Raw genomic sequence first — 26,463 nt, forward strand, 5'->3', positions numbered from 1 at the left:
CCCGCCAGAGCCACAGAGGTGGCTACAGGGTGACGACGATGCCGATGCTCACCCGCGGGCGGCGCAGCAGCCGGTTGAACCAGTTGCCGATCCGCGAGGAGATGTACCGGCGGCCGATCGCCCGGCGGATGCGGTCGACCCCGTCGGGGTCCTCGACGAGCCGGGCGGTGCCCTCGAACGACGGCGCGCCGTCCGGGACCCGGCCGCGGATGTCGCTGGGCGCGACCACGACCCGGCCGCTGTTGCGCAGCCGCTTCACCTTCCCCGACCCGGGCTCGGTGAGGATCAGCACCTCGTCGCCGTCGACGACGTGCCACACGGCGGTGGAGACGGGCGTGCCGTCCTTGCGGAACGTGGTGAGGGCGACCTGCTTGCGCCGGCCCAGGATGTCCGTGCGACTGCTCATCACCCAACGGTAGGCCGCAGCCACGGCTCCACCCGCAGCAGGTCGAACCCGATGGCGTTGAGCTGCTCGTACAGCCGCGGGGTGAGCATCATGAGCTCGACGGTGAACACGTCGTCGCCGCCGACGGACCAGATGCCGCTGGCCGGGTCGGACATCAGCGGGTCGAGGCCGGCGCTGACCTGCTCCCGCAGCTGCTCCTGCCGGGCGAGGCTGGGCCGGCCGGGCGCCGCGACCACGCACAGGTTGCCGTCGAACAGCTCCCGCAGCCGCTGCTCCTCGCCCGCGGTGTCGCCTGCGACGACCTCGACGACCGTGACCTCGGTCGGCTGCGGGCCGGTGGTGGCCCCGGTCGGCGGCCCGTCCGGGTAGGCGATCCGCAGCGGCCGGAACCGGTCGGGGTGCTGATCGTAGATGTACTGGTGCATCGCGTTGTTGTCGGCGCCGCCGCCGGGTTTCCAGCCGCCCTTCGGCGCCCCGCACGGCACGGTGTCGTCGAAGCCCACCGGCGCCGGCGGCTTCGGCGGCCCCTGCTCGGTGACGTGCAGCTGACCGTCGCGCCAGGTGCCGCGCAGCCTGGCCTGGCCGGTGGTGACGCCCGCCACGACGCCCGCGCCGGTGAGCTTCGCGGGGTCGACGCCGGTGACGTCGACGCCGAGCGAGCACGTCGGCGGCTCGTTGCCGGGGCGGCCGATCGCGGGGACCGGGGCGGGCGCGCAGAGCCGGGCCGGTTTCCCCGGCGCGACCAGCACCTGCCCGCTGGCCTCGACGAGGTCGCCGTCGTCGACGACGAGCGTCCTGGGGTCGGCGGCGGCCCGCGCCGACGGCGGCGGCGGCTCGCCGGGTGCGGCCGGTGACCGGTTGACCACCAGTACGGCGGCGACCAGGGCCACCAGGGTGCCGGCTCCCGCCGCGGCAACGACCGCCCACCGGCGGCCTCCATCGATGCTCATGCTGCTGAGACGCTCCCGCGACCGATCCGGTTCCGTGGTTCCGTGGTTCCGTGCGGATGGGCGGGGCCGGGAAGCGGGCGCGCTGCAGGGTTCGTTTCCGGCGAACCGGAGTACGAGAAAGAAGGAAGCACGCCATGGAGCCGGCCCCGCACGCCGACAGTACCGCGTCGCGGCACCCGGGGTGCGGGCACCGCGACGCGGAATCATCCTGCTATGTCGACCGTGATCCTCGACGGTGGCGGGGCGGCCGGCGTCTGGGCGTGCCGGCTCGGCCACCACAGCCGCGGCCCGACGTCGATGGCGAGCGCCGGCACCAGCAGCGTCCGCACGACGAACGTGTCCAGCAGCACGCCGAGGGCGACGATCAGGCCCATCTGCACCGCCGCGACGAACGGCAGCAGCACCAGCACACCGAACGTCCCGGCCAGGACCAGACCGGCGCTGGTGATGACGCCGCCGGTGGCGGTGAGGGCGGTGAGCATGCCGTCGCGGTTGCCGCGCACCGCGACCTCCTCCCGCGCCCTGGTCATCAGGAAGATCGTGTAGTCGACGCCGAGGGTGGTGAGGAACAGCCACGCGTACAGCGGCATGCCGTGCACGATGTTCGGGTGGCCCAGCGCCTGGAAGACCAGCCCGCACAGGCCCATCGCCGCGACGTAGGACAGCGCCACGCTCGCCGCCAGCAGCAGCGGCGCGACGAGCGCCCGCAGCAGCAGGATCAGCACGATCAGCACCACGCCGAGGATCAGCGGCACGACGACGAGGTTGTCGCGCTCCGACGCCCTGGCGACGTCCACGGCGGTCGCGGTCTCCCCGCCGACGACGGCGTCCGCGCCCGGCACCGCGTGCACGGCCGCCCGCAGCCGGTCGACGGTCGCCCGGGCGGCGGCGGAGTCCGGCGGGTCGGTGAGCGTCGCCGCGATCGACACCCAGCGGCCGTCCGCGGACCGGCCGGTCGCCGTCGCGTCCGCCACCCCGCCGGTCGCCTTCGCCGCCGCGACGACCGCGTCGACCGTCGACGCGTCCGCCAGGACGAGCGCCGGCGACGACACGCCACCCGCGAAGTGCCTGTCGATGAGGTGCTGGCCGGCGACGGAGCCGACCTCCGTGGTGTACATCTGGGAGGTGCTCTGCCCGAGCCGCAGCCCGTACACGCCGAGCCCCAGCAGCACGAGGACCGCCGCCGTGACCGTCCACAGCAGCCGCGGCCGCCGCCCCACGAGGTCCCCGGCGCGGTGCCAGAACCCGCGTCTGGTCGTGACGGCCGCGCCGTAGCGGGGCACGAACGGCCAGAACAGCCACCGGCCGAGCAGCACCAGCATGGCCGGCAGCAGCGTCGTCATCACCGCGAACGACACGATGATGCCCGTCGCGGCGATCGGGGCGAAGCTGTGCATGTCGTTCATCCGCGCCGCGAGCAGGCACAGCACGCCGAGGGACACGGTGGCGGCGGAGGCGAGGATCGCGGGGAACGACCGGCGCACCGCGACCGCCATCGCCGCCGTGCGGTCCGGGTGCAGGTGCAGCTCCTCCCGGTACCGGGCGATGAGCAGCAACGCGTAGTCGGTGCCAGCGCCGAAGACGAGGACCGTCATCATCGTCGTCAGGTCGGCGGTGACCGTCACGTCCAGGTGCTCCGCCATCAGGTAGACGAGCGCGGAGGACAGCTGGCTGGCCGCGACCGCCGCGACGAGCGGGACGATCCACAGCACCGGGCTGCGGTACGTGAGCAGCAGCAGCACCGCGACGATGCCGGCGGCGGCGAGGAACAGGGTGGTGTCGGCGCCCTGACCGGCGTCGTCGAGGTCCGACAGCGCCCCCGCGGACCCGGTGACCTCCGCGCGCAGCCCGGCGGGCGAGTCGGTGAGCGCCGCCTTCACCTGCTTGACGACGTCCTTGTCCTGGACCGGGAACGACAGCAGCAGCGCCTGCCCGTCGCCGCTCGCGGTGATCGCACCGATCTGCTGGCCGGTCGTCCTCCCGAACTCCTGCCGGTCGGCGTCCACCGCGGACCGGTCGGCGTCGGTGATGCCGCTGTCGCGGACGTACACGACGACCGCGACCGGGGTGTCGCTGCCCGGGAACGCCTCCCGCGCCCGCAGCAGCGCCTGGGTCGCCTCGGCGTTCTGCGGCAGCAGGGCCGCCGGGTCGGTGGTGGTGACGTCGCCGATCTTCCCGGCGAGGGGCAGCAGCAGGAACCCGGCGACGAGCCACAGGCCGAGGACCGCGACCGCGCGCCTCATTCAACGGTCCGCAGGATCTTCTCGATCGACGCGGTGCGGGTGCGCAGGTCCGCCACGTCGGTCGCGATCCGGTTCTGGGCGTCCATCGAGTTCTCCGCCAGCTGCTCGTAGCGGCGCACCAGCTGCCGCAGGTCCTCCTGCTGGTGCCCGGCGACCTTCAGCTTCCGGTACTCCAGCCAGCTGGCGAGGCTGAACCCGAACAGGAACAGCAGGGCCACCAGCAGGCCGAGAAACGCGGTGATCTCCGGCCAGGTGATTTCTTCCGCGCTCAGGTACATCAGGACCGCTCCTTGGGGTCGGTGAGGGTTTCGGCCGCCGCGGCGAGGGTCGCGGCGTTCAGGTGCAGGTCGAAGTCCGCGACCTCGTAGTACTTCATCGCCTTGCCGTCCTCGGAGAGCTCCAGGCTGCCGACGATCAGGCCGGCCGCCTCCAGCCGTTGGAGGTGCATGTGCAGCAGGGGCCGGCTGACGCCGATCTCCCGGGCGAGTCGGCTCACGTAGTCACGGCCGCCGGCAAGCTTCGCGACGATGCGCAGTCGCAGCGGGTTGGACAGGGCCGCCAGCATCTCGACCAGGTCGTCGCCGGTGGGCGAGCTCGCCGTCATGATGCTCCTTCACGTGTAAGAACTTCCTTACACATGAAACGCTAACACCTTGACGCTCGTGGGCACCTCAGGGTTTCTCCCCGACCCGCCCAGGGTTCTCAGGCGGTCAGGGCGGCTTCGGTCAGGACGAGCGCCATCGCGGTCTCGGCGGCGCCGATCGCCGGGCCCTGCGATCCGAGCGCGGCGGGGACGACCGGCGGCAGGGCGTCGCGGCGCCAGGCCATCACGCCCTCGGCGGTGCCGGCGTGCAGGGCCGGGCCGGCGACGTCGAGCAGGTCCACGCCGAGACCGCCGAGGGTGACGACGGCCGGGTCGACGGCGTTGATCAGGGCGCCGACACCCCGCCCGAGGGCCGCGGCGACGGCCCGGCACGCGGCGGCCGCCGCGGGGTCACCGTTGCGGGCCGCGGCGATGGTCCGCTCGGCGAACGCCCGCGGGTCGGCCGGCGCGCGGCAGCCCAGGTGGCGGGCCATGGCACGGCCGTCGACCTCGAGGTCCCAGCAGCCGCCGGCACCGCACGGGCAGCGGCGGGACGGATCGCCGAACGGCAGGTGGCCGAACTCGCCGCCCGCGCCCGCCGCGCCGAGCACCGGGCGGCCGTCGACGATGAGCACACCACCGACGCCGACCTCGACCGTCAGGTGCAGGGCCACGCCGACGCCCTGCGCGGCGCCGCGCAGCGCCTCGGCGACCCCGGCGAGGGAGGCGTCGTTGCCGACCGCGAGCGGCAGGGACGTCAGTACGCCCAGGTCGACGCCGCGCCAGCGCAGGTTCGTCGCCTCGACCAGGGTCCGGCCGTGGACGGTGCCGGGGATCGCGACGCCGACCGCCCGCAGCCGGGGGCCGTGCAGCGCGGCGAGCGCGTCCCGTACCAGCGGAAGGACGGCGGAAGCGGGCTGGCCGAGGAGCCGGTGGACGGGCGCGGCCGCGAGCGCCCCACCGATCGCCGCGGTCGTCACCGTCCAGGTCGAGTGGGTGATGTCGACGACGGCGACGAGCGGCCCGTCGGGGTGCGGGACCAGCACCGCCGTCGGACGGCCGCGGCCGCCGGTCTGCGGGGCGGGCGCCTCCGCGAGCAGCCGCGCCGCCCGCAGCCGGCCCATGATGCCGGCCGCCGAGCCACTGCTCAGCCCCAGCCGCGCCGCCGCCTCGGCCCGCGTGATCCCCGGCGTCCGGTGCGCGCACCGCAGCATCGCGAGCGCCCCCTGCGCCCGCAGCGTCTCCGCCCGATGGTCCATGGGTGCCGATCCTGCCCGTCATACATTATGCTCGCGGGACGAGTTTAAAGGAGGCGCCATGTCGGTGCTCGGCGTGCTCGCCGGAATCCTCACCACCGGATGCTGGCTGCCACAGCTCGCCCGGTCATGGCGGACCAGGTCCGTCGGCGACATCTCGTGGTTCTACCTGCTGGCCCTCGCCTCCGGGGTCGCGCTCTGGGTGGCGTACGGCGCATCCCAGGGCGACCTGCCGATCGTCCTCACCAACGCGGCGACGGGCACGGCACTGGTGACCCTTTCCGTCATGAAACTCCGGTACCGACAGGAGGACACCGCATGAAAGCAGTCCTGCTCGACATGGACGGCACACTCGTCGACTCCGACAGCGCCGTCGAACGCGCCTGGCACCAATGGGCGGCCGAACACGCCGTCCCCGTCGACGTCCTCACCCCGATCCTGCACGGCAACCCCGCCGCGACCACGATCCGCGTCGTGCGCCCCGACCTCGACGACACCGCCGTCACGGCCGCCGCCCAGCGCAACCTGGAGCTGCAGTACGACGACCTCGCCGACGTCACCGCCACCCCCGGCGCCGCACGGCTGCTACGGACCCTCGACGAGCTCGGCGTGCCGTGGGCGGTCGTGACCAGCGCCGACCGGCGGCTCGCCACCGCCCGCCTGCACGCCGCGGGCCTGCCCGTCCGACACCTCGTCACCGTCGAGGACACCCCCCGCGGCAAGCCCGACCCGGCCCCCTACCTGGCGGGCGCCACCCTGCTCCACGCCGACCCGCGGGACTGCCTCGTCGTCGAGGACTCCCAGCCCGGCATCGACGCCGGCCGGGCCGCCGGCATGCGCGTCGCGGCACTGCGCGGCCTGCCCGGCGACCTGCGCATCCGCGACCTCGACGAGCTCGCGGACACGTTCACGGCTTGAACAGCACCTTGACCGTGCCGTCCTTCTTCGCCTGGAACTTCTCGTACGCCACCGGCGCCGCGTCCAGCGGCACCCGGTGCGTCGCGAACGTGTCCACCCCCAGCGGGTCCCCGTCACCCGTCAGCAACGGCAGGATCGCCGGCACCCAGCGCTTCACGTTCGCCTGACCCATCCGCAGCTGGATCTGCTTGTCGAACAGCACCATCATCGGCAGCGGATCCGCGGTACCGCCGTACACGCCGGACAGTGAGATCGTCCCGCCGCGACGCACCGCGTCGATCGCGAGGTGCAGCGCCGCCAACCGGTCCACGCCGGTCTTCTCGATCAGCTTCTGCGCCGCCACGTCAGGCAGGAACCCGACGATCGTCTGCGCCAGCTTCCCCACCGGCGACCCGTGCGCCTCCATACCGACCGCGTCCACGACCGAGTCCGCGCCCCGACCGCCGGTCAGGTCCCGGACCACGTCGGCGACGTCGTCGACCTGCGTCAGGTCGATCACCTCCACTCCGTTCGCCCGGGCCCGCTCCAACCGCTCCGGGACCAGGTCCACACCGATGACCCGCAGCCCCCGGTGCATCGCCACCCGTGCCGCCATGTCCCCGATCGGCCCCAACCCCAGCACGGCGAGGGTCCCGTTCGCCGGGACGGCCGCGTACTCGACCGCCTGCCACGCCGTCGGCAACACGTCCGACAGATACACGAACCGGTCGTCCGCCGGCCCCTCCGGCACCTTGATCGGCCCGAACTGCGCCTGCGGCACCCGCAGGAACTCCGCCTGAGCGCCCGGCACCTGCCCGTACAGCTTCGTGAACCCGAACAGCGCCGCACCCTTGCCCGCCGACCGCACCTGCGTCGTCTCGCACTGCGTCATGAGCCCCTGCGCGCACATGAGGCAGTGCCCGCACGCGATGTTGAACGGGATCACGACCCGGTCACCCTGTTTCAGGTGCGCGATGTCCGCACCGACCTCCTCGACGACCCCCATCGGCTCGTGCCCGAGGATGTCGCCCTCACTCATGAACGGCCCCAGCACCTCGTACAGATGCAGGTCCGAGCCGCACAGCCCGCTGGACGTGAGCCGGATGACGATGTCGTTCGGCTCCTGGATCACCGGGTCCGGGACCGTCTCCACCCGGACGTCCCGCCTACCGTGCCACACCACAGCCTTCACGGCCCCTCCTCCGTCACGCTCCCCCCTCCCCGCTACCCGCCCCCAGCCCCTGGAAACGAACCAGGCCACCCGCTGACCCGCCCGCCCCCGTGGGAAGCCCGGCGCAGGTCGCGCGGGATTGAGCACCATCGCTAACAAACCCGGCGGGGGAAACCGGGTTCTGGCAAATCTTGACGGAACGTTGATCAGCCAGTATGAATGCATCGAGAGCGCTCTCCCGTCCTCACCGCCACGAACGGGAGACCACCCATGTCCCGATCACGCACGGTCCGAATGCTCGCCGGTGCGGGCGCAGCCCTGCTGGGCAGCGTCTTCGTCGCGCTCGCGCAGGCACCACCGGCCAACGCCGCCGACCTCAACCTGACCCAATACGTCAACCCGCTGATCGGCACCGACGACAGCAACTCCCCCAACCCTGTCGGCGGCGGCGCCGGCGGCTCCACGTTCCCCGGCGCCACCGTGCCCTTCGGCATGACCCAGTTCAGCCCCGACACCCCAACCGCGTCCCCGTCCGGATACCGCGACAAGGACCGCACCATCGAGGAGTTCAGCCTCACCCACTTCAACGGCGCCGGCTGCGCCAACAACGAGGACCTCGGCCTGCTGCCCGTCACCGGCGCCCTCGGCTCCTCCCCCGGCACCGCCTGGACCAGCTACGCCTCCGCGTACACGAAAACCAACGAAAGCGCGTCCGCCGGCTACTACAAGAACCGCCTCGACAAGTACGGCGTCGACGCCGAACTGTCCGCCACCACCCGCACCGGCGCGCTGCGCCTCACCTACCCCAACACCACCACCGCACGGCTGCTCATCAACACCAGCCGGTCCGCCACCGGCAACCGCAGCGGCACCGTGAACATCTCCGGCAGCAACGTCACCGGCAGCGTCACCGCCGGCGGGTTCTGCGGATCCAGCAAGACCTACCAGATCTACTACTCGATCCGCTTCGACCGGGCCCCGTCCTCCGTCGGCACCTGGAACGGCGGCACCATCAGCAACGGATCCACCAGCACCAGCGGCGTCAACACCGGCGCGATCATCACCTGGGACACCAGCAGCAACCGGACCGTCAACGCCACCGTCGCGCTGTCGTTCGTGAGCACCGCCAACGCCACCGCCAACCTCAACGCCGAAACCGGCGCGTTCGACACCATCCGCAGCAACGCCGACGCCGCCTGGAACACCGCCCTCAACCGCGTCCAGGCCACCGGCGGCAGCGCCACCGAACTGCAGAAGTTCTACACCGCGCTGTACCACGTGATGGTCAACCCCAACATCGCCAGCGACGTCAACGGCCAGTACCGCGGCTTCGACAACGCCGTGCACACCGCCAGCCACCCCGTCTACCAGAACTACTCCGGCTGGGACATCTACCGCTCGTGGGCCGCGCTCATCGCGTTCATCGCCCCCGACGTCGCCAGCGACATCATGAAGTCCATGGTCCTCGACGGCCAGCAGGGCGGCCTGCTGCCCAAGTGGTCGCAGCAGACCAACGAGGACTTCGTCATGACCGGCGACCCCGGCCCGATCATCGTGTCCAGCGCGTACGCGTTCGGCGCCCGCGCCTTCGACACCGCCGCCGCGCTCCAGCTGATGAAGAACGCCATCGCCGGCGGCACCATGCAGGGCTCCCCGATCCGCGGCCGCCAGTCGGAGTACGCGTCGAAGACGTACATCCCCGGCGCACCGTCGGACTCCATGGAGTACTCGGCCTCGGACTTCGCCGTCGCCCAGTTCGCCAAGGCCACCGGCGACACCGCCACCTACAACTCGGCGATGACCCGCGCCCAGTACTGGCGCAACACGTTCAACACCGAATCCGGGTACATCCACCCGCGCAACAGCGACGGCACCTGGCCGTGGCCGCTCAACCCCGCCCAGGAAAGCCCCTTCACCGAGGGCAACGCCGCCCAGTACACCTGGATGGTCCCCTACAACCTCGGCGGCGTCATCAACCTCATGGGCGGACCCACCACCGCGGTGCAGCGCCTCGACCACCACTTCACCGAGCTCAACGGCGGGCTCTCCCGGCCGTACTTCTACATCGGCAACGAACCCGAGCACAACGTGCCGTGGGCGTACAACTTCGCGCAGCGGCCCGGCAAGACCGCCACCGCCGTCCGCCGCGTCATGACCGAGTCCTTCACCACCGGCGCCGGCGGCCTGCCCGGCAACGACGACCTCGGCGCCACCTCCGCCTGGTACGTCTGGTCCGCGATGGGCATGTACCCGGTCACCCCCGGCGCCGACACCCTCGCCATCCACGGCCCCACGTTCCCGTCGGTGCTCATCCAGCGCTCCGCCGGCAACATCCAGATCAACGGCGGCAGCTCCACCAACGCCTACGTGCAGAGCCTCACCCGCGACGGCGCCGCCGTGTCCAACAACTACCTGCGCTACCCCGACCTCGCCGCCGGCGGCACCCTCCAGTACACGATGGGCGGCAGCGAGTCCAGCTGGGGCACCGGCGCCGGCAACGTCCCGCCGTCCTTCACCGACGGCGCCACCCAACCGCCGACCCCGGCCAACCTCGGCACCAACCTGGCCCTGAACAAGGCCGCCACCGGCTCCGCCGCCTGCGCCGCCGCCGAGTCCGCGGCCAAGGCCGTCGACGGCAGCCTGCAGAACAACAGCAAGTTCTGCACCAGCACCGCCCCGCGCTTCCTGCAGGTCGACCTCGGCTCCAACCAGACCGTCAGCACCTTCGTGCTCAAGCACGCGGGCCTCGGCGGCGAGTCGACCGGCTGGAACACCGGCGCGTACACCATCTCCACCTCCACCGACGGCACCACCTGGACCCAGGTCGTGTCCACCACCGGCAACCGCTCCAGCCGCACCCAGCACTCGATCACGGCACGGACCGCCCGCTACGTGAAGGTCGACATCGGCACCCCCGCCAACGACGGCAACACCGCGGCGCGTCTCTACGAGTTCGAGGTGTACGGCGGCGGCACCCCGTCCGGCAACCTCGCCATCGGCAGGCCGGCCACCGCCGACTCGTCCTGCGGCACCACCGAAGGCCCCGAGAAGGCGGTCAACGGCAGCGTCTCCGGCGGCAACTCCGACAAGTGGTGCTCGCTCGGCACGACCAAGTTCCTCCAGGTCGACCTCGGCAGCACCGTCCACATCGGATCGCTGGTCGTCCGCCACGCCGGCGCCGGCGGTGAGGACGCGGCCTGGAACACCCGCGACTACGACCTGGTGACCTCCACCGACGGCTCCACCTGGACCACCGCCGCACAGGTCCGCGGCAACACCGCCAACGTCACCACCACCACGACCAACGTCAACGCCCGCTACATCCGCATGAACATCATCACCCCGACCCAGAACACGAACACGGCCGCACGCGTCTACGAGTTCGAGGCGTACAGCTGACCCTGTGACCACGGCGAGGACCCGGGCTGGACGATGGCCCGGGTCCTCGCCGTTGTCGTTTCCTGGGGCCGGGGTCACATCCCGTAAGCCATCCTAGGACACTAGTTCACCGTCCCAGCCAGGCAAAACGTCCGCCGGGACGACGGGGAGATGCGAAGATCGACATGAGCCCGACCGCGGAGGAGCACCGGCGTGAGCAAGCCGTCACGGACGGACGACGAGCCGCAGCGCCTCGCCGCGCTCGCCGAGACAGGGATCCTCGACACCCGGGCGGAGGCGGACTTCGACGACATCGCCGCGCTCGCCGCCGACATCTGCGACACGCCGATCGCGATGGTGTCGATGGTCGACGCCGACCGGCAGTGGTTCAAGGCCCGCGTCGGGTGGGAGCTCGAGGAGGGCGCCCGGGAGGACTCCTTCTGCACCCACGTCGTGCGCGACCGCCAGCTGCTGGAGATCGACGACACGGTCACCGACCCGCGCTTCGCCGGCAACCCGGCCAACGCCGAGCACGGCGTGCGCTTCTACGCGGGCGCCCCGATGCTGCTGCAGGACGGCCACGCCACCGGCACCGTGTGCGTCATGGACCGGCGGCCCCGGCAGCTGACCCTGCAGCAGCGCCGCGCCCTGCGCTCCCTGGCGCGCCACGCCGCCGCGCATCTGGAGCTGCGGCGGTACGCCCGCACCATCGGCGACACCGCGGACCGGCTCCGCGAGCTGGACCGGCTCAAGGACTCGTTCCTGGCCAGCGTCAGCCACGAGCTGCGCACCCCGCTGTCGTCGGTGCGCGGCTACATCGAGGTGCTGCTCGACGAGGACGAGGCGACCAACGACCCGGAGACCGTGCGCCGCTTCCTGGCCGTCATGCAGCGCAACGCCGACCGCCTGCTGCGCCTCATCGACGACCTGCTGCTGGTCGCCCGCCTGCACGAGACGGGGCTGCAGCTGGACATGGTGGAGATCGACCTGGCCGAGCTCGCCTACCAGGCGAGCCTCACCTCCCGCCCGATCGCCGAGCACAAGCGGCTCAGCCTCACCGCCCGCACCGACCACCCGGTGCCGACCACCGGCGACCCCGAACGCCTCGCCCAGGCGCTCAACCACCTGCTCTTCAACGCCGTCAAGTTCACGCCCGCGGGCGGGCACGTCACCATCGCCACGACCGCCGAGCCGCAGCCGACGCTGACGATCGCCGACACCGGCGTCGGCGTGCCCGCCGAGGACCTACCGCACGTCTTCGACCGCTTCCACCGCAGCAGCACCGCCGACCACCTCGCCGCCCAGGGCGCGGGCCTCGGCCTCACCATCGTGAAGGCCATCATCGAGGCCCACCACGGCGACATCACCGTCGCCAGCACCCCCGGCCAGGGCACCACGGTCCAGCTGACCCTGCCCGCCACGGCTCCCCCGCCGCGCGACGGCCCGGCCTGACCCCGTCCGTCCCCGGCCGGTGCACCGGTCCCGCCGCGGGACGGGTCAGCGTAAGCCCGCGTGCTGCCGGTCCGGCTGCGCCGGGACGCCCGGCTCCGCGGCGGTGCGGCCGGTGCGGTCGGTGCGCCGGACCCGCCGCGCGACCGCCCGGACGGCGATGACGAACCCGAGTCCCGCGGCGACGGCGAACTTGACCACGCCCTTGTCCCACAGCAGGCCGTTCACGCCCGCCCACAGCAGCGACGGCCACGACCGGTCGTCGTGCTGCCCCCACAGCGCCGTCGCCAGCAGCATCGTCGTCACCGCCGCCGCGCCCCCGACCAGCAGCACCGTGCCGGCCCCCCGCCAGATCCTCCGCATACATCCGAACCTATGCCCGGCCCGCCCCTCGTTCATCGAGCCCCGGGTGGATTCCCGCCTCCACCCCAGGGTGTAGCCCGGGGTGGTACCGCAGACCGAGCCGGCCTGCCGCCGCGGGGTGCTTCAGGGCCTACGCCGGTGGCGTCAGGTCGCCGACGGCGTCGGCGTAGTAGGTGCCGCCGAGGTGGAACGCGACCTGCCGCAGCGTCCACGCGCCGCCCTCGGCCCGGTCGAGCCGCTCGTCGTCGAGGGCCCGCAACCGCAGCGCCCAGATCATGCCGAGGCGGTGGAGCCTGCTGTACGCCTCGTCGAAGTCCTCCTCGGTGAACGGGGCGAGATCGGCGGGCGTGGTCACGGCCGAGGCGTGCCAGTGGTCGGGCGGTGGCGGCGCGCCGGCGAGGCGGGCCTCCAGCTCGGCGAGGTGGTCGACGAGGTGGTCACCGAGCCGGCGGACGGCCTTGTGCGGCGTGTACACCCGGTCGCCGGCGGGAACCGGCCGCCCGTCCCACGCGGGCCAGGTCCTGGCGAGCCGCAGCGCGTGCGCCACGGCCTCCTCGATGACGCGGGCAGGGTCGCGGCCGTCTACTTCGGGAACGTCGTCGCTCATGCCCGCGAACGTACCGCCGGCACCGTTCGGCCCCCGCCGAACGAACGGCGGACCCCGGCACGGCGGCTCAGGCGAAGCGGATGTGGACCGGGCTCACCGGCGCGGTCTCGGGCGCGAACGCGAACGCGGTCAGGGCCTCCCGCACCACGGCGAGGGTGTCGGCGCCCACGAGGGCGACCCAGGCCTGCTCGGCGGCGAGGCCCGCGGTGCGCATCGCGTCGACCGCGCGCGCGCCCGCCGCGGTGAGCTCCAGGCGCCGCACGCGGCCGTCGGCGCCCCCGGCCTGCCGTCCCAGCAGACCCTCGGCGTGCAGGGTCGCGCAGATCTTGCTGATCGCCTGGGTGGTCATGCCGAGCCGGTCGGCGAGCTGGGTGACGGTGTCGAGACCGTCGCCGATGAACAGCAGCGTGAGCGACTGCGACGGGGTCAGGTGACCGTAGCCGACGGTGGACAGCTCGCCGAGCACGTTGCGCACCAGCCGCTCGCAGCAGGCGGCCAGCAGCACGCCCAGGTCGTGCCCGGCGGCCGGGGCCGCCGAGGGGGCCTCACTCATGCCAGCACCTTACCGGCAGGACGGCACCTCCCGGGCCTTGACTACGCAACTCGGATACGTATCTAATTTACGTAACTCAGTTACCAATAGGAGGAGTCATGGAGCTGGCACCTGGCATCACGGTCGCGGAGCTGCGGGACGGCCGGCGGGGCGTCGCGGTGTACTTCGTGCGGGCGGCGAGCTGCGCGGTCTGCCTGCGGCACGTCAAGGAGCTGGCCGGGCTGCGGCTCGCCGACCGCGGGGTGACCCCGGTCGTCGTCGTGCCCGGCGAGGACGCGCAGGCCGACCGGGTCCGCCGGGTCGCCGGCCCGGTCCGCGTGGTGGCGTCGCCGGGCGCGGAGGCGCACCACGCCGCCGGGCTGCCCCGCTCGATGCTGCTCCAGCACAGCGGCACCCTGCTCGTCGACGCCGCGGGCGAGGTCCGCTACCGGCTCGCCACGACCCTGCCGATGGGCAGCTTCGACGCGGCCGCGCTCACCGCCGCGGTCGACGCCCTGTAGCGGCACCACGGCGGTGAGCACGGCCAGGGTGTGACGTCCCGTACAGCCGCTCAGCTCCGCCCGCGGGAACCCGATGCGCAGGGGACACCGAACTCTGACGCACCGGGGGACAGACGACATGAGCACCACCACCGACCGCCGCGCACCCGCCGCGAGGCGCGCCGGCGCGAGACCGGGCACACCGGTACCGACGCCGCAACCGCAAACTGGTCGGTGGTGGGCGCTCGTCGTGCTCGCCATGGCGCAGCTCATGGTCGTCCTCGACGCCACGATCGTGAACATCGCGCTGCCCACCGCGCAGCGGGACCTCGGCTTCTCCGACGGCGGCCGGCAGTGGGTCGTCACCGGCTACGCGCTCGCGTTCGGCAGCCTGCTGCTGCTCGGCGGGCGGCTGTCGGACCTGTTCGGCCGCAAGCGGATGTTCCTCGTCGGCCTGGTCGGCTTCGCCCTGGCGTCCGCGCTCGGCGGCGCCGCGCAGGGCCTCACCATGCTCATCGTCGCCCGCGCGCTGCAGGGCGCGTTCGGCGCCGCGCTCGCCCCGGCCGCGCTGTCGCTGCTGTCGATCACGTTCCCCGACCCGAGGGAGCGCGGCAAGGCGTTCGGCATCTACGGCGCGATCTCCGGCGCCGGCGGTGCCGTCGGCCTCCTCCTCGGCGGTGTCCTCACCGAGTACGCGTCGTGGCGCTGGTGCCTCTACGTCAACCTCGTCATCGCCGCGCTCGCCGTCGCCGGCGGGCTGCTCAAGCTGCGCGACGAACCCGCCCGGACCCGCGGCCGCATCGACGTCCCCGGTGCGGTGACGGCCGTCGTCGGCCTGGTGTCGCTGGTGTACGGCCTGGCGAACGCCGAATCGGACGGCTGGGGCGACGCGATGACCCTCGGCCCGGTGACCGTCGGCGTGCTGGTCCTCATCGCGTTCGTCGCCATCGAACGGCGGGTCGAGCACCCGCTCCTGCCGCTGCGCGTCGTGCTGGACCGCAACCGGGGCGGCTCCTACGCCGCGGTCGGCATCGCCGGCGCCGGCATGTTCGGCATCTTCCTCTTCCTCACCTACTACATGACGAGCGTCCTGGGCTTCACCCCGATCCAGACCGGCTGCGCGTTCCTGCCGATGCTCGCCGCCATCATGCTGTCGGCGACCACCGCCGGCTCGATCCTCACCCCGCGGGTCGGCCCGCGCCCGCTCGTCCCGCTCGGCGCCCTCACCGCCGGCGCCGGCATGCTGCTGATGACCCGGCTCGACCTGCACTCCACGTACGCCACCGGGGTGCTGCCCGGCCTGCTCGTCATCGGCCTCGGCATGGGCCTCATCTTCGCCCCGACGCAGAACGCCGCCACCTCCGGCGTCGCCCACACCGACGCCGGCGTCGCCTCCGCGATGATCAACACGACGCAGCAGATCGGCGGGTCCATCGGCACCGCGCTGCTCAGCTCGTTCGCGGCGAGCGCCGCCGGCGACTACATGGCGGGCAGGAAGCCGACGCCGCAGCTGGCCGCGCAGGCCGCCATCGAGAGCTACCACACGGTGTTCTGGTGGTCCGCTGGCTTCTTCCTCCTGTGCGCCCTCGTGTCGGCCGTCCTGTTCCGCACCGGCCCCCTCGACGTCGACCCCGACGCCCCTCGCGCCATGGCGCACTGACCGCACTCTTTTTCGAGAAGCCGCTCCCTCCCGGGGGCGGCTTCTCGCGTGTCATGCCGGCGGGCCCGCTGGACCTCAGCGCGGGGACGCGCCGCCGTCGATGTCCACCGTGGCGCCGGTGACGAACCCCGCCTCCGCCGAGGCGAGGTAGACGGCGGCCGCGGCGACCTCGGCGGCGGTCCCGCCGCGGCCCACCGGCAGCGCCGCCACGGTCGCCGCCCGCCGCTGCGGGGTGCTGAACGTGGCGTGGAAGTCGGTGTCGCCGATGTAACCGGGCGCGAGGGCGTTGACGGTGATCCGGTCCGGCGCGAGCTCCTTCGCCAGGCCCTTGGTCAGGCCGATGATGCCCGCCTTCGCGGCGGAGTACGCGACCGCGCCCGGCCCGCCGCCGTTGTGCGCCGCGAGGGACGCCATCGTGACGACCCGGCCGGCCTCGGACGCCCGCAGCGCCGGCAACGCGGCCCGCACGGTCCGGAACGTGGCGGTGAGGTTGACGTCGGTGACGCGTGCGAAGTGCTCGTCGCTCATGTCGGCGACCGCGACCCGCCCGACCAGGTGCCCGGCGTTGCAGACGAGGATGTCGAGGCCGCCGAGGTACCGCGTCGCCTCGCCGACGAACCGGTCGACCTCCGCGGTGTCGGTCACGTCGCCCCGCACCGCCAGGGCCCGCCGGCCCAGCCCCGCGATCCGCTCGACGACCGCGGCGGCCCGGTCCGCGGACCGCCCGTGGTGCACCACGACGTCCGCGCCGTGCTCGGCGAGCGCCACCGCGATCGCCGCGCCGATCCCGTGCCCCGCCCCGGTGACGAGGGCCCGCCGCCCCGTGAGATCGAACATGCTGCCGCCTTCCGGTCGTGACTGGACGGCGCCTTCTACGGTGCCGCGCATGACAGAGACATTCTTCGCCCTCTTCGGGTTCACATTGTTGTTCGAGCCGCCCGCCGTCGCCGGAGTCATCGGGACGGCCCTCACACTGACGCTCCGGCGCCGGCTCGGCCGGGCGTTCTGGCCCGCACTGCTCGGCTTCCTCGTGCTCGTGGCGCGGAAGATGGTCGAGGTGTACGTCGACGTCGCCGAACTGCGCGACGACTGGATCAGGCTCGAGTTCGCCCTGGACGCCGCCTGGTCGGCGCTGCTCACCGCCGCCTTCTTCATCGCGGCCACCCACCGCCGCGCCGCCACGGCACCCCCGGACCCGACCACCTAACCTCCACGGGAACCACCGTCCCCCGCCGGGATTCTGCACGGGTATGGATGCCGCACGAAGCTCTGCCCCGACGCGGGCCGGCGCGCTGATGCTGAGGCCGATGCGGGTGGTGACGCTGGTCGGCGTGCTGCTGCTGTCGGCGTGCACCACCGCACCGGTGCCGGATCCGCGGCCGGCGCCGACCGCTTCCGTGGCACCGGCGTCCGTCTCCACGGCGCTGCCGCCCGTCTCCGCAGCGCCCGCGTCCGTCTCCGTGGCACCGGTGGCCCAGCGGGACTGCGCGAGCCTGGTCAGCGTCGGGCTGGGCGGCGACGCGTGGCGCGCGGCGCCCGTGGCGGGGCCGGCCGCGTTCGGGGCGCTCGACTACCGCTGGGGCGACCGGGCCGCCTTCGCGGAACGGGCCCCGGACGCGCAGGGCTGGCGCCGGTTCAAGGTGGCGCTGCGGCTGCGCGGCGGCACACCCGCGACGGTCACCGTGCCGGCCGCCCGGCGTGAGGTCGCCGCGCTCACGTACCGCAACGGGCTCGACGACACCGTCTCCTTCGCCGCCTGCGGCGCCGCGTCGGACCCGCCCACGAGCGAGTTCGCCGGCGGCTTCGCGGTGCGGGAGGCGGTCTGCCTGCCGGTCGAGGTCACCTGGCCAGACGGCACCGCCCGGGTCGTGCTCGACTTCGGCGTGGGCGGCTGCTGAGCCACGACGGCCCGCCGGTGGGGCGGACCCGGTGCGCGGAAACGATCCCCGTCATGCCCAGAACCTACCGCGGAGGTACGACAGAAAACCCGGTCAGGAGCCGGGCCACCTCCGGCGTCGGCGCGGCGTCCACCGGGGTCTGGCCGGCGTGGTCCGCGGCGGCGGGGTCGGCGCCGGCGGCGAGGAGCGCCCGGAGGAGGGTCGGCGACGCGCCGCGGCGGACCGCGAAGTGCAGCGGCGTGCGGCCCAGCCGGTCGCGGGCGCCGGCGTCGAGGCCGGCGGCCAGGAGCCGGTCCAGGACCCGCAGCCGCGCGCCGGCGGGGAACAGCCACGGCAGCAGGTGCACGAGGGTCCGGCCGTGCGCGTCCAGCAGCCTCGGGTCCAGGCCCTCGTCCAGAAGCGCCTCGACCGCGGTCGCCTCGCCGTGCATGACGTACGCCAGCAGTTGTGACCGCAGCTTCAGCAGCGGCGTCGGCAGCCAGCCCCCGCCGGTCCGCCAGCCGCGGACGGCGACCGCGCAGCCCGGCTCGACCCGGCCCGCGAGGGCCTGCAGGGCCAGCTCGCGGGTCAGCTCCTCCGGCGGGTGCGGCACGTGCAGCGTCCCGTCGCGGACGGCGACCTGATGCCACGTGCCACCGCAGCTGAGCTCCACCGGCCCGGGCAGCCGCGGAGGCGCCGGCATCGTCGGAGCGCCGCGGGCCGACAAAAGCGTGCCGCGGGCCGGGAAGAGCGCCGCGCCGACGAGCGGGTGCAGCTGCGCCGGGTCGAGCTCGCCGCCGCGCAGCTCGTCGAGGACGGCCGGCCAGTGCTGGGCGGCGCGGGGCAGCGCGGGCACGCCCGCCAGCGGGCCGCTGTGGGTGGGCACGACCCGCACGCGGGGGCGGGGCCCGTCGAGACGGTCGAGCAGCATCCCGAGGAACGACGGCATCGGCGCCAGGACGACGTCGGCGCCGGTGGTCTCCGCCAGGTGGCGGGCCCGTTCGGCGAGCATCGTGAGCCCGGGCCGGTAGTGCCGCAGCAGGTGCTCGGGCGCGTCGACGTCGAACCCTGCCTCGTCCCACGCCTCCGCGACCCGCCCCTTCGCGAGCAGCTGCGTGGCGCGTTCGGAGCGGCCCTCGTGGTCGTCGCGGCCGAGCTCCACCACGGGCAGCGGCGTCCCGGCGGCGGTGAAGAACGGCAGCCGGGTGCGGCCGCCGCAGCGGGCCAGCAGCTCGGTGGTGTGCCGGTCGTCCCAGCGTTCCCGGTTCAGGTGCAGGCCCTGCTCGACGTGCCCGGCGGCGACCGGCTCGGCGCGCAGCCGCAGCCGCTGCGGCTGGTCGGTCACGTCCGGGCCGTGCACGGTCAGGCCGACGCCGCCCTTGTACAGGGCGAGCGGCGTCACCGCTCGGGCGCCGTTGAGCGGCTCGGGCCTGAGCGGCAGGTGCCAGCGCAGCAGGTCCGGCACCAGGTGGGCGAGGTCGTCGGCGACCCGCCCGGCGACGTCCGCGCCGTGCCGGGCGGCGACGGCCGCCAGGTCCAGCTCGACGGCGACGTTCGCCACCGCGCAGGCGCCGCGCCAGTCACCCGCGAGGCGCAGCCGCGTGGCCTCTTCGATCATGTCCGCCGGCACCCCGTAGCGCCGCACAGGCAACCCCCGTTCACGTGAGTGGCATCCCCCGGTCACCGGCCGGACAGCTTAGTGCGCGGGGTGTTCGCGTTTCGTACAGTGCCCAGTGTGAAGGGCTCAGTGAACGGCGACGGCGGACTCCCGGCCGGGGTCGAGGTGTACTCGCTGACGGCCGACGGCACGGCGCTGCTGACGTCCCGGACGGGCCGCGGCGACCTGCTCGACCCGGCCGAGCTGCTGCCGTTCATCGACAGCGGGCAGCACGCCCGGTATCTGATCGGCGACGCGCTGACGTCGCCGGAGCGGCCGAGCAACGCGACCTACAAGCTGGGCCTGATGCGGGGGCACAGCGCGTTCACGCCGCACGCGCACGGCGGGGAGCACTTCGTGCTGAGCCTCGGCTATGCGGCGTGCGGGCTCTACGACGACGAGCGGCAGGAGGCGGTGACGGTGCGGCTGACGCCGGGCGTCATGCTCCGCATCCCGGCGCTGCTGCCGCACTCGTTCATCAACCGGGGCGACGGCCGGCTGCTGATCCTCGCCGCCAACACCGGCTTCGGCATCGACCACGAGGACTACGCGATCACCGCCGAGGAGGCGGAGCGCCGCGCGACCGCGGAGCCGCCGCACCACAGCGAGCTGGACTATCCGGCCCTCGCCAAGGCGCTGCGCGCCGTCGGCGAGGCGCCGTCACCGGGTGGGATGACCTTGCGGGAGCGGGCGGCCCGGGCCGCCCGCCGTCTCGCCGTGCGTCTGGAGGGACCGGCATGATCTGCCCGCACTGCACCGCCAACCTGAAGCGCACCGAACGCACCGGCAAGACGTGCGGCAAGTGCCGGAAGTCGTTCGTGTTCGACCCGAAGGACAACCCGCTCGCGCTGCACGACGTGAAGGTGCGCCGGCTCACCGGCAAGCTCAGCGAGGACAACCACTGGTACACGGTGACGCAGCTCTGGTACGCGGCCGCCCGCAAGACCAACAAGGCCGCCAACGACGGCACCGCCGGCTGCGGCGTGGTCGTGCCGCTGCTGATCGGCACCATCCTGCTCGCCGTCGGTGTCTTCGGTGACGTGGTGCCGCTCATGGTGGTCGGCGGGGCGCTGCTCACCATCGGTATCGTGATCGTCGTGCTGCGGCTGGTCGGCGTCGTCAAGCGCGAGGTCGCCGTGAAGATGCCGCTGGACCAGTTCCGCAAGGAGATCCTCGGCGGCTGGAGCCGGATCTACCTGAAGCCGCCCGGCGGGATCATCGACGAGGCCCACGTGCGGCCCGGGCCGCCGCCGCAGCAGCCGGCGTTCGCGATCCTGTCCCCGGACCCGTCCGTGCTCGCCTGCCTGCGCGTCAACGAGGTCGAGCGCTACTTCAACGCCGCGCTCGCCGCGAACGTGGCCGCGCTGCCGCCGTCGGTCCCGGTCGCGGTGCTGCGCGACGCGAGCCTCGACGGTGAGGTGTTCCTCGCGACCACCCGCCACGAGCTGAGCGGCCGGCGGGTCATCGACCTGGGCCTGCGGCCACGGACCGTGCTCGCGACGAAGGACCCGTTCAAGCTGCGCACGAAGGCCCGGCAGCCGGAGCGGGTCGCGTGGCTGAAGGCGCAGACGGACCTCACGCCGAAGGAGCTGGACTGGCTCGGGGAGGGCTGGTCGTCGCCGGTCGCGGCGCTGCGCCCGGCGCAGCTGCTGGCCCGGGTCAAGAAGGTCGCCGAGCACCTGCGCACGTCCACCGGGCCCGACCGGGACGAGAAGGCCGCGATGGCGGTCGGCTTCATGACGTGGCCGGGCGAGTGAGCGCCGTCGACCGGGCGCTGGCTCGGGCGCTGGCTCGGGCGGCGGTGCGGGCCGGGGCGCCGGGACGGATCCGGTTCACCCGCCGGCAGCTGTACTACGAGGTGTGCCGGGGGGTGCTGCCGCTGCACCGGCTGCCGCGCCGGCTGCGGTTCACGCTGCCCGCGCCCGTCGGCTACGACCGGTTCCTCGCCGCGCTGGACCGGCACGGTCCCGTGCCCGGGCTCCTCGACGATCCCGCGTCGCGGGTCGCGGCGCCCGGCGACGACGTGCCCGACCTGTACGACTACGGCCTCCCCCGGCTCCTCGTCTGCCAGGACGCGGCGATCGCCGGAATGCTGCTCGCCAACGAGCTGCACATGGAGTCGGCGTGCCCGGTGTTCGCGGAGCGGGACCTGCCGCTCGACCCGCGGCTGACCGACGCGCTGCGGCGTACCGGCGACGCGGCCGTCTTCGTCCTGCACGACGCGAGCGCCGCCGGGTACGCGACCGTCGACGCCGTCCGCGAGTGGGCCGGTGAGCTGCGCGTCCACCCGCTGGGGCTGCGACCGGTGCACGCCGCGGCGCTGCACCTGACCACCGGCCCACGCGCCACCGCCGTGGACCTGGACGCGCCGGCGGGGCTGGAGCCGTGGGAGGTGCGCCGGCTGCGGGCCGGGCACACCGTCGAGGTCGCCGCCGTCAACCCGGCCCGCCTGCTGCGCACCGTGCACCGCCTGGTCCGGGGGCAGTCCCGGACCCGCCGCCGATCCGCCCGCCTCCGGCAGCTGCAGGCCGCGGGCTTCATGACCTGGCCCGCCGCATGACAGGAGAGCTGTGAGCCACTACCGGGAGATCCAGTTCACCGACGAGCTGCTCAGCGACCGCAGCGTCCATCGCCGCTTCGCCGACGGCCGGGAGGAGTGGCGCCGCCGCGCCGGCGACCACTACGTGCAGTGGCAGGACAACTCCGGCCGCAGCGGCATCGACGAGATCCTCGGCAACCGCATCATCAAGCGCACCTACAGCACCGGCCAGGTCGTGTACGGCCGCGACCAGGGCTACGGCCGCACCGCCTGGGGCGACGGCACGCTCACGGTGAACCGCACCTCGTTCGGCGGCCGCACCGGGGCGATCCTCGCCGCGGTCGGCGCCGGCGCGCTGCTCGGCGCGGTCGTCGCGCCGCCGCTGATGATGTCGCCGATCGAGGAGGAGGAGCTGCGCCGCCAGGCCCAGCAGCAACAGCAGTCCTCCTCCGGCGACGGCGGCGGCGACGGGGGCGACTCCGGCAGCTGGTCCGACGACCACGACGGCGACAGCGGCTCCGACGACGACTTCGGCTGAGCCGCGGAAGGCTGAGCCGCAGGAAGCTGAGCCGCAGGAACAGCACCAGGGAACGGACAGGAGGACCCCGTGGCACGCATCGCGGCGACGCTCGGTGACCCGCAGGCGCTGACCGGGCTCGGCGCCCGACAGGTCGCCTCGGCGGGCCCGGTCACGCTCGGCATCGTCGACGGCGAGCCGGGGTTCGCGGAGGGGCCGTTCGCCGCCGGTGACCTGCACGCCGTCGGCGAGGTCGTCCTGCACAACCGGGCAGAGCTGCTCGCCGCCCTCGCGAAGGCCGGCGACCCCGCACCGCCGGAGACCCCCGACGGTGCGCTGCTGCTGCGGGTGTACGCCCGGCTCGGCGCCGCCGGCGTCCGCGCGGCCGACGGCATGTTCGTCCTGGTCGTCGCCGACGGGACCGACCTCGTCGTCGTCCGCGACCACGTCGGGGCGCGCACCGCCTTCCACGCCCGGTCCGGGTCCGGCACCTGGGCCGTGTCGACGTCGCTGCGGGCGCTGCGGCACTGGCCGGACCTCGGCACCGGGCTCAACCTCGCCGCCGTGCGGTCGTTCCTCACGTTCGCGTACCTGCCCGGCGACGAGACGCTCCTGCGCGGCGTCCACGAGGTGCTCCCCGGCCGGATCGTGCGGCTGCGCGGCGGAGCCGGCCACGAGGGCACCGTCCGGGAGGAGGTGTTCTGGGAGGCGACCGAGGCGATCGACGAGACGGTCACCGCCGACGGGCACGCCGCGACGCTGCGGGCGCTGCTGGAGCGGGCGACGAGCCTGCGCCTGCCGCAGGCCGAACCCGCCGCGGTCCTGCTGTCCGGCGGCGTCGACAGCAGCCTCGTCACCGCGCTCGCGGCGAAGCTGCACGACCAGGAGGTCCGCACGTACAGCATCAGCTTCGGTCATGAGCTGCCGAACGAGCTGGCGTACTCGGGGCTCGTCGCCGCCCACTGCAACACCCGCCACCAGATCCTCAGCGTCTCCGGCGAGGCGGTCGCGGCGCGGCTCGCGGACACGGTCGCGCTGCTGGACAGCCCCGTCGGCGACCCGCTGACCGTGCCCAACCTGATGCTCGCCGAGGCGGTCGCCGGCGACGGGATGCGGGTCGTGCTCAACGGCGAGGGCGGCGACCCGGTCTTCGGCGGCCCGAAGAACCTGCCGATGCTGCTGTACGAGTTGCACCGCGACGACCCGTCCCCGGACGCGCGGTCGCTGGCGTACCTGCGCTCCTACCGCAAGTGCTACGGCGACCTGCCGGCGCTGCTGACCGCGGACACGCTGCGCGCCCTGGACGGCGAGCCCGGGCCGGAGCGCTTCGTCGCGCCGTACCTGTCCCCCGGCACGATGCGCTCCCACCTGAACCGGCTGCTGCACTGCAACCTGCGCACCAAGGGCGCCCACCACATCCTCACGAAGGTCGAGCGGCTCACCGCCGCGCGCGGGTTGCAGGGGCGCGCGCCGCTGTTCGACCGCCAGGTGATCGACCACGCGTTCACGGTCCCGCCGAGGCTGAAGCTCGCCGGTACCGACGAGAAATGGATCCTGAAAGAAGCGGTCCGGGACCTGCTGCCGGCGACCATCATCGACCGCCCCAAGAGCGGCATGCGGGTGCCGGTCCAGCAGTGGCTGAGCGGGCCGCTGAAGGAGCTCGCCGACGACGTGCTGCTCGGCAGCCGCACCAGCGGCCTGTTCGACCCCGTCACGATCCGCGCCTGGCTGCGCGGCGAGGGGGCGCTGCTGCCCCGCCAGGGCGGCAAGGTGTGGCTGGTGCTCACGCTCGAGCTCTGGCTGCGTGCCTACGATGTCGTGTGAACTTCGTTGACCTTCCCGACCCGCGCACCGGCCACATCCGCAGCCGCCTGGACTGCGGTGGCCCCGCCGAGGTGTCGGCGGCCGTCGCCGCCGCCCGCGCCGCCCTGCCCGCCTGGGCCGGACTGACCGCGAAGGAGCGCTCGCACCGGCTCCTCGCGCTGGTCGCGCTCATCGAGCAGCACCTCGACGCGTACGTCGCGGCCGAGGTCGCGGGCACCGGGAAGCCGACCGCGGACGCCCGGGCGGAGGTGCTGAACGCCGCCGACGTGCTGCGCTTCTACGCCGGTGCGGTCCGCGCCGACCTCACCCCGGCCGCCGGGCACCGCCTCCCCGGCCGGGAGAGCTGGGTGCGGTGGGAACCGCTCGGAGTCGTGGCGGCGATCGTACCGTGGAACTATCCGCTGCTCATGGCGGCGTGGCGGCTCGGTCCGGCGCTCGCCGCGGGCAACGCCGTCGTGCTGAAGCCGGCCGAGACCACCCCCGACACCGCGGTGCTGCTGGCCTCGCACGCGGCTTCGACGCTCGGCGCGGGCGTGCTGGTCGCGCTGCCCGGCGACCGCGACACCGGGCGGCTGCTCGTCGGCGCCGACGTCGACGCGGTCGCCTTCACCGGCAGCCAGGCCGGCGGGCTCGACGTCGTCGCCCGGGCCGGGCTGCGCCGGGTCAGCCTGGAGCTCGGCGGCAACTGCGCCGCCGTCGTCCTGCCCGACGCGCCCCCGTTCACCTACGACGAGCTGGTCGGCGCGTGCACGTACAACGCCGGGCAGAGCTGCGCCGCCCCGGCCCGCGTCATCACGCTGCGCTCCCACCTCGACGAGGTCGTCGACGGGCTCGCCGCCGCCATGCTCGCCCGCCGCGCCGGCCCCGACTTCGGGCCGCTGAACAACGCCGCCCAGCTCGCCCGCTTCGACGCGATCGTCTCCTCGTCCGCGGCCGGCGTGCGCCGCTCCGGCGCCCTGGCGGTCGGCTCCGGCGAGACCGACGGGTTCTGGCGGGCCGGCCTGATCCTCGCCGACCTGCCGCCGGACGACCCGGCGGTCACGCAGGAGATGTTCGGGCCGGCGCTGACGGTGCAGGCGGCGGACGACCTCGACGGCGTGGTCGCCCTCGCCAACTCCGTGCCGCAGGCCCTCGCAGCCAGCGTGTGGGGCACCGCGGTCGGTCCGTCGCTGCGGGTCGCCGGCCTGCTGGACTGCGGCGAGGTGTGGGTGAACTGTCACCTGGAGCAGACCGCGGAGCTGCCACACGGGGGCCGGCGCGGCTCCGGGCACGGCACCGACCTGAGCGTCCTGGCGCTCGCGGAGTACCAGCGCCCGAAGACCGTCACCGTGCGGCTATGAACACGTACTCCAGGCCGGGCCGGTCTGGCGCGTCGCGCACGTCCAGGACCGTGAACCCGGCGTCGTCGAGCGACCTCGTGACCTCCTCCCGGTCGCGGAAGCGGAGCGTGGAGTCGGAGTGCACCGTTTCGCCGTTCTGGAAGGTGTACGTGTAGCGGAACGACACGAACGGCGGCCGGACCTCGGTCACGGCCCTGCGTTCCTCCACGACGCCGACCCCGGGCACGTCACGTGTGTGCGGCCCGGGGTCCCGCGCCCAGCCCTCCCAGGCGCGGCGCTCGGGGCGCCGGGTCTCGAACACCAGCACACCGCCGGGCCGCAGGGCGTCGTGGATGCCGCGCAGGGTCGCGGCCCAGTCCCGGTCCTCCAGGAACACCTGGGCGACGTTGCCGGTCATCGTGGCCAGGTCGGCCTTCGCCGTGTCTTTTGGGATGCTGGTGGCGTCGCCGAGGATCCAGGTGATGCCGGGTGTCGTTGTCTTGGCCTGCGCCACCTCCAGTGATGCTTGCGCCGGATCGACCGCCGTCACCTGCCTGCCGCGCGCCGCCAGCAGGTGCGGGAGGCTGCCCGTTCCGCACCCGATGTCGAGGACATGGGCGGCCTGGAACTCCTCGACGATGCCCAGGTACAGGTCGAGATCGGAGCGGTCGCCGTCGAACGCGTCGTAGATCGCGGCGAGGCGCGGATGGGTGAAGATGGCGTCGGGCACCCCCG

The 26,463-nt window shown here is 73.7% G+C and carries 27 protein-coding genes; 14 read left to right on the forward strand and 13 right to left on the reverse strand.

The window, feature by feature from the left end; genetic code table 11:
- Positions 1 to 22: 22 nt before the first annotated feature.
- The 6 genes from ACQEVZ_RS50645 to ACQEVZ_RS50670 all read right to left on the reverse strand — a co-directional run bounded on the left by ACQEVZ_RS50645 (position 23) and on the right by ACQEVZ_RS50670 (position 5,441).
- A complete protein-coding gene (locus tag ACQEVZ_RS50645; protein ID WP_344499244.1) occupies positions 23 to 406 on the reverse strand; it encodes a PPOX class F420-dependent oxidoreductase in 384 nt (127 codons plus the stop codon).
- Positions 406 to 1,356 carry a hypothetical protein gene (locus ACQEVZ_RS50650; RefSeq protein ID WP_433382429.1) on the reverse strand — a complete coding sequence of 317 codons (951 nt, stop codon included), beginning with the start codon at positions 1,354 to 1,356 and terminating at the stop codon, positions 406 to 408. The genes ACQEVZ_RS50645 and ACQEVZ_RS50650 overlap by 1 nt, the downstream gene beginning before the upstream one ends.
- Positions 1,357 to 1,559: 203 nt before the next feature.
- Complete coding sequence (locus ACQEVZ_RS50655) at positions 1,560 to 3,599, reverse strand: MMPL family transporter (protein WP_433382432.1); 2,040 nt, start codon at positions 3,597 to 3,599, stop codon at positions 1,560 to 1,562.
- Positions 3,596 to 3,877, reverse strand: coding sequence for a hypothetical protein (locus ACQEVZ_RS50660; protein WP_344499238.1), 282 nt, complete (start codon positions 3,875 to 3,877; stop codon positions 3,596 to 3,598). Before ACQEVZ_RS50660 ends, ACQEVZ_RS50655 begins: the two co-directional genes overlap by 4 nt.
- Positions 3,877 to 4,203: an ArsR/SmtB family transcription factor gene (locus ACQEVZ_RS50665; RefSeq protein ID WP_344499236.1), complete on the reverse strand. Its 327-nt coding sequence runs from the start codon at positions 4,201 to 4,203 to the stop codon at positions 3,877 to 3,879. The genes ACQEVZ_RS50660 and ACQEVZ_RS50665 overlap by 1 nt, the downstream gene beginning before the upstream one ends.
- 98 nt (positions 4,204 to 4,301) lie before the next feature.
- The gene (locus ACQEVZ_RS50670; RefSeq protein ID WP_433382437.1) at positions 4,302 to 5,441 is read right to left on the reverse strand and encodes an ROK family protein; all 1,140 of its coding nucleotides are present in this window, start codon (positions 5,439 to 5,441) and stop codon (positions 4,302 to 4,304) included.
- A gap of 58 nt (positions 5,442 to 5,499) precedes the next feature.
- Between ACQEVZ_RS50670 and ACQEVZ_RS50675 the strand changes: the two genes are divergently transcribed.
- Together ACQEVZ_RS50675 and ACQEVZ_RS50680 are read left to right on the forward strand one after the other, a co-directional pair.
- Positions 5,500 to 5,760, forward strand: coding sequence for a SemiSWEET family sugar transporter (locus ACQEVZ_RS50675; RefSeq protein ID WP_344499232.1), 261 nt, complete (start codon positions 5,500 to 5,502; stop codon positions 5,758 to 5,760).
- Positions 5,757 to 6,356: an HAD-IA family hydrolase gene (locus ACQEVZ_RS50680; RefSeq protein WP_433382441.1), complete on the forward strand. Its 600-nt coding sequence runs from the start codon at positions 5,757 to 5,759 to the stop codon at positions 6,354 to 6,356. The genes ACQEVZ_RS50675 and ACQEVZ_RS50680 overlap by 4 nt, the downstream gene beginning before the upstream one ends.
- Here the strand turns inward: ACQEVZ_RS50680 and ACQEVZ_RS50685 are convergent.
- Entirely contained in the window at positions 6,346 to 7,527 is a 1,182-nt protein-coding gene (locus ACQEVZ_RS50685) for an alcohol dehydrogenase catalytic domain-containing protein (RefSeq protein ID WP_433382444.1), read from the reverse strand. The genes ACQEVZ_RS50680 and ACQEVZ_RS50685 overlap by 11 nt on opposite strands.
- A gap of 249 nt (positions 7,528 to 7,776) precedes the next feature.
- On the opposite strand from ACQEVZ_RS50685, the gene ACQEVZ_RS50690 reads away from it, so the two are divergent.
- Together ACQEVZ_RS50690 and ACQEVZ_RS50695 are read left to right on the forward strand one after the other, a co-directional pair.
- A complete protein-coding gene (locus tag ACQEVZ_RS50690; protein WP_433382447.1) occupies positions 7,777 to 10,905 on the forward strand; it encodes a GH92 family glycosyl hydrolase in 3,129 nt (1,042 codons plus the stop codon).
- Between the two features lie 192 nt (positions 10,906 to 11,097).
- On the forward strand, positions 11,098 to 12,336 hold the full coding sequence (locus ACQEVZ_RS50695) for a GAF domain-containing sensor histidine kinase (RefSeq protein ID WP_433382450.1): 1,239 nt from the start codon (positions 11,098 to 11,100) through the stop codon (positions 12,334 to 12,336).
- Positions 12,337 to 12,381: 45 nt separating this feature from the next.
- Here the strand turns inward: ACQEVZ_RS50695 and ACQEVZ_RS50700 are convergent, their stop codons facing one another.
- The 3 genes from ACQEVZ_RS50700 to ACQEVZ_RS50710 all read right to left on the reverse strand — a co-directional run bounded on the left by ACQEVZ_RS50700 (position 12,382) and on the right by ACQEVZ_RS50710 (position 13,856).
- Positions 12,382 to 12,696, reverse strand: coding sequence for a hypothetical protein (locus ACQEVZ_RS50700; protein WP_433382453.1), 315 nt, complete (start codon positions 12,694 to 12,696; stop codon positions 12,382 to 12,384).
- Positions 12,697 to 12,826: 130 nt separating this feature from the next.
- Positions 12,827 to 13,303: a hypothetical protein gene (locus ACQEVZ_RS50705; RefSeq protein WP_433382456.1), complete on the reverse strand. Its 477-nt coding sequence runs from the start codon at positions 13,301 to 13,303 to the stop codon at positions 12,827 to 12,829.
- A gap of 67 nt (positions 13,304 to 13,370) precedes the next feature.
- Entirely contained in the window at positions 13,371 to 13,856 is a 486-nt protein-coding gene (locus ACQEVZ_RS50710; RefSeq protein ID WP_344499218.1) for a MarR family winged helix-turn-helix transcriptional regulator, read from the reverse strand.
- A 98-nt stretch (positions 13,857 to 13,954) separates the two neighbouring features.
- Between ACQEVZ_RS50710 and ACQEVZ_RS50715 the strand changes: the two genes are divergently transcribed.
- Together ACQEVZ_RS50715 and ACQEVZ_RS50720 are read left to right on the forward strand one after the other, a co-directional pair.
- Entirely contained in the window at positions 13,955 to 14,356 is a 402-nt protein-coding gene (locus tag ACQEVZ_RS50715; RefSeq protein WP_354896533.1) for a redoxin family protein, read from the forward strand.
- 118 nt (positions 14,357 to 14,474) lie between these two features.
- Complete coding sequence (locus ACQEVZ_RS50720) at positions 14,475 to 15,995, forward strand: DHA2 family efflux MFS transporter permease subunit (protein WP_433382461.1); 1,521 nt, start codon at positions 14,475 to 14,477, stop codon at positions 15,993 to 15,995.
- Positions 15,996 to 16,070: 75 nt separating this feature from the next.
- Here ACQEVZ_RS50720 and ACQEVZ_RS50725 read toward each other — a convergent pair whose 3' ends face one another.
- Positions 16,071 to 16,832 carry an SDR family NAD(P)-dependent oxidoreductase gene (locus ACQEVZ_RS50725; protein ID WP_433382464.1) on the reverse strand — a complete coding sequence of 254 codons (762 nt, stop codon included), beginning with the start codon at positions 16,830 to 16,832 and terminating at the stop codon, positions 16,071 to 16,073.
- A 49-nt stretch (positions 16,833 to 16,881) separates the two neighbouring features.
- Here ACQEVZ_RS50725 and ACQEVZ_RS50730 point away from each other — a divergent pair, with 49 nt between their 5' ends.
- Positions 16,882 to 17,202, forward strand: coding sequence for a hypothetical protein (locus ACQEVZ_RS50730; RefSeq protein WP_433382467.1), 321 nt, complete (start codon positions 16,882 to 16,884; stop codon positions 17,200 to 17,202).
- 100 nt (positions 17,203 to 17,302) lie between these two features.
- Positions 17,303 to 17,893: a hypothetical protein gene (locus tag ACQEVZ_RS50735; RefSeq protein ID WP_433382469.1), complete on the forward strand. Its 591-nt coding sequence runs from the start codon at positions 17,303 to 17,305 to the stop codon at positions 17,891 to 17,893.
- A gap of 64 nt (positions 17,894 to 17,957) precedes the next feature.
- Here ACQEVZ_RS50735 and ACQEVZ_RS50740 read toward each other — a convergent pair whose 3' ends face one another.
- A complete protein-coding gene (locus ACQEVZ_RS50740; protein ID WP_433382472.1) occupies positions 17,958 to 19,490 on the reverse strand; it encodes an ankyrin repeat domain-containing protein in 1,533 nt (510 codons plus the stop codon).
- Positions 19,491 to 19,607: 117 nt separating this feature from the next.
- On the opposite strand from ACQEVZ_RS50740, the gene ACQEVZ_RS50745 reads away from it, so the two are divergent.
- From ACQEVZ_RS50745 to ACQEVZ_RS50770, 6 genes are all read left to right on the forward strand, one after another.
- Positions 19,608 to 20,270, forward strand: coding sequence for a hypothetical protein (locus ACQEVZ_RS50745; RefSeq protein WP_344499204.1), 663 nt, complete (start codon positions 19,608 to 19,610; stop codon positions 20,268 to 20,270).
- Positions 20,267 to 21,286 carry a hypothetical protein gene (locus ACQEVZ_RS50750; protein WP_433382475.1) on the forward strand — a complete coding sequence of 340 codons (1,020 nt, stop codon included), beginning with the start codon at positions 20,267 to 20,269 and terminating at the stop codon, positions 21,284 to 21,286. Before ACQEVZ_RS50745 ends, ACQEVZ_RS50750 begins: the two co-directional genes overlap by 4 nt.
- Positions 21,271 to 22,089: a hypothetical protein gene (locus ACQEVZ_RS50755; protein WP_433382478.1), complete on the forward strand. Its 819-nt coding sequence runs from the start codon at positions 21,271 to 21,273 to the stop codon at positions 22,087 to 22,089. The genes ACQEVZ_RS50750 and ACQEVZ_RS50755 overlap by 16 nt, the downstream gene beginning before the upstream one ends.
- Before the next feature lie 10 nt (positions 22,090 to 22,099).
- Positions 22,100 to 22,606: a hypothetical protein gene (locus tag ACQEVZ_RS50760; protein WP_433382481.1), complete on the forward strand. Its 507-nt coding sequence runs from the start codon at positions 22,100 to 22,102 to the stop codon at positions 22,604 to 22,606.
- Between the two features lie 69 nt (positions 22,607 to 22,675).
- Positions 22,676 to 24,409, forward strand: coding sequence for an asparagine synthetase B family protein (locus ACQEVZ_RS50765; RefSeq protein WP_433382484.1), 1,734 nt, complete (start codon positions 22,676 to 22,678; stop codon positions 24,407 to 24,409).
- Positions 24,406 to 25,749, forward strand: coding sequence for an aldehyde dehydrogenase family protein (locus ACQEVZ_RS50770; RefSeq protein WP_433382487.1), 1,344 nt, complete (start codon positions 24,406 to 24,408; stop codon positions 25,747 to 25,749). The genes ACQEVZ_RS50765 and ACQEVZ_RS50770 overlap by 4 nt, the downstream gene beginning before the upstream one ends.
- Here the strand turns inward: ACQEVZ_RS50770 and ACQEVZ_RS50775 are convergent.
- Positions 25,733 to 26,458, reverse strand: coding sequence for a class I SAM-dependent methyltransferase (locus ACQEVZ_RS50775; RefSeq protein ID WP_433382490.1), 726 nt, complete (start codon positions 26,456 to 26,458; stop codon positions 25,733 to 25,735). The genes ACQEVZ_RS50770 and ACQEVZ_RS50775 overlap by 17 nt on opposite strands.
- Positions 26,459 to 26,463 lie beyond the last annotated feature (5 nt).

The organism is Dactylosporangium sp. CA-152071 (genome assembly GCF_050936335.1).
Classification (GTDB): Bacteria; Actinomycetota; Actinomycetes; order Mycobacteriales; family Micromonosporaceae; genus Dactylosporangium; species Dactylosporangium maewongense.

What these genes read in the sequence shown, in the direction of transcription:
- ACQEVZ_RS50690 (WP_433382447.1), top strand. Translation starts at nt 7,777, where the DNA reads ATGTCCCGATCACGCACGGTCCGAATGCTCGCCGGTGCGGGCGCAGCC.
- ACQEVZ_RS50730 (WP_433382467.1), top strand. Translation starts at nt 16,882, where the DNA reads ATGACAGAGACATTCTTCGCCCTCTTCGGGTTCACATTGTTGTTCGAG.
- ACQEVZ_RS50705 (WP_433382456.1), bottom strand. Translation starts at nt 13,303, where the DNA reads ATGAGCGACGACGTTCCCGAAGTAGACGGCCGCGACCCTGCCCGCGTC.
- ACQEVZ_RS50680 (WP_433382441.1), top strand. Translation starts at nt 5,757, where the DNA reads ATGAAAGCAGTCCTGCTCGACATGGACGGCACACTCGTCGACTCCGAC.
- ACQEVZ_RS50750 (WP_433382475.1), top strand. Translation starts at nt 20,267, where the DNA reads ATGATCTGCCCGCACTGCACCGCCAACCTGAAGCGCACCGAACGCACC.
- ACQEVZ_RS50720 (WP_433382461.1), top strand. Translation starts at nt 14,475, where the DNA reads ATGAGCACCACCACCGACCGCCGCGCACCCGCCGCGAGGCGCGCCGGC.
- ACQEVZ_RS50700 (WP_433382453.1), bottom strand. Translation starts at nt 12,696, where the DNA reads ATGCGGAGGATCTGGCGGGGGGCCGGCACGGTGCTGCTGGTCGGGGGC.
- ACQEVZ_RS50710 (WP_344499218.1), bottom strand. Translation starts at nt 13,856, where the DNA reads ATGAGTGAGGCCCCCTCGGCGGCCCCGGCCGCCGGGCACGACCTGGGC.
- ACQEVZ_RS50645 (WP_344499244.1), bottom strand. Translation starts at nt 406, where the DNA reads ATGAGCAGTCGCACGGACATCCTGGGCCGGCGCAAGCAGGTCGCCCTC.
- ACQEVZ_RS50715 (WP_354896533.1), top strand. Translation starts at nt 13,955, where the DNA reads ATGGAGCTGGCACCTGGCATCACGGTCGCGGAGCTGCGGGACGGCCGG.
- ACQEVZ_RS50655 (WP_433382432.1), bottom strand. Translation starts at nt 3,599, where the DNA reads ATGAGGCGCGCGGTCGCGGTCCTCGGCCTGTGGCTCGTCGCCGGGTTC.
- ACQEVZ_RS50670 (WP_433382437.1), bottom strand. Translation starts at nt 5,441, where the DNA reads ATGGACCATCGGGCGGAGACGCTGCGGGCGCAGGGGGCGCTCGCGATG.
- ACQEVZ_RS50735 (WP_433382469.1), top strand. Translation starts at nt 17,303, where the DNA reads ATGCGGGTGGTGACGCTGGTCGGCGTGCTGCTGCTGTCGGCGTGCACC.
- ACQEVZ_RS50650 (WP_433382429.1), bottom strand. Translation starts at nt 1,356, where the DNA reads ATGAGCATCGATGGAGGCCGCCGGTGGGCGGTCGTTGCCGCGGCGGGA.
- ACQEVZ_RS50665 (WP_344499236.1), bottom strand. Translation starts at nt 4,203, where the DNA reads ATGACGGCGAGCTCGCCCACCGGCGACGACCTGGTCGAGATGCTGGCG.
- ACQEVZ_RS50740 (WP_433382472.1), bottom strand. Translation starts at nt 19,490, where the DNA reads ATGATCGAAGAGGCCACGCGGCTGCGCCTCGCGGGTGACTGGCGCGGC.
- ACQEVZ_RS50660 (WP_344499238.1), bottom strand. Translation starts at nt 3,877, where the DNA reads ATGTACCTGAGCGCGGAAGAAATCACCTGGCCGGAGATCACCGCGTTT.
- ACQEVZ_RS50675 (WP_344499232.1), top strand. Translation starts at nt 5,500, where the DNA reads ATGTCGGTGCTCGGCGTGCTCGCCGGAATCCTCACCACCGGATGCTGG.
- ACQEVZ_RS50725 (WP_433382464.1), bottom strand. Translation starts at nt 16,832, where the DNA reads ATGTTCGATCTCACGGGGCGGCGGGCCCTCGTCACCGGGGCGGGGCAC.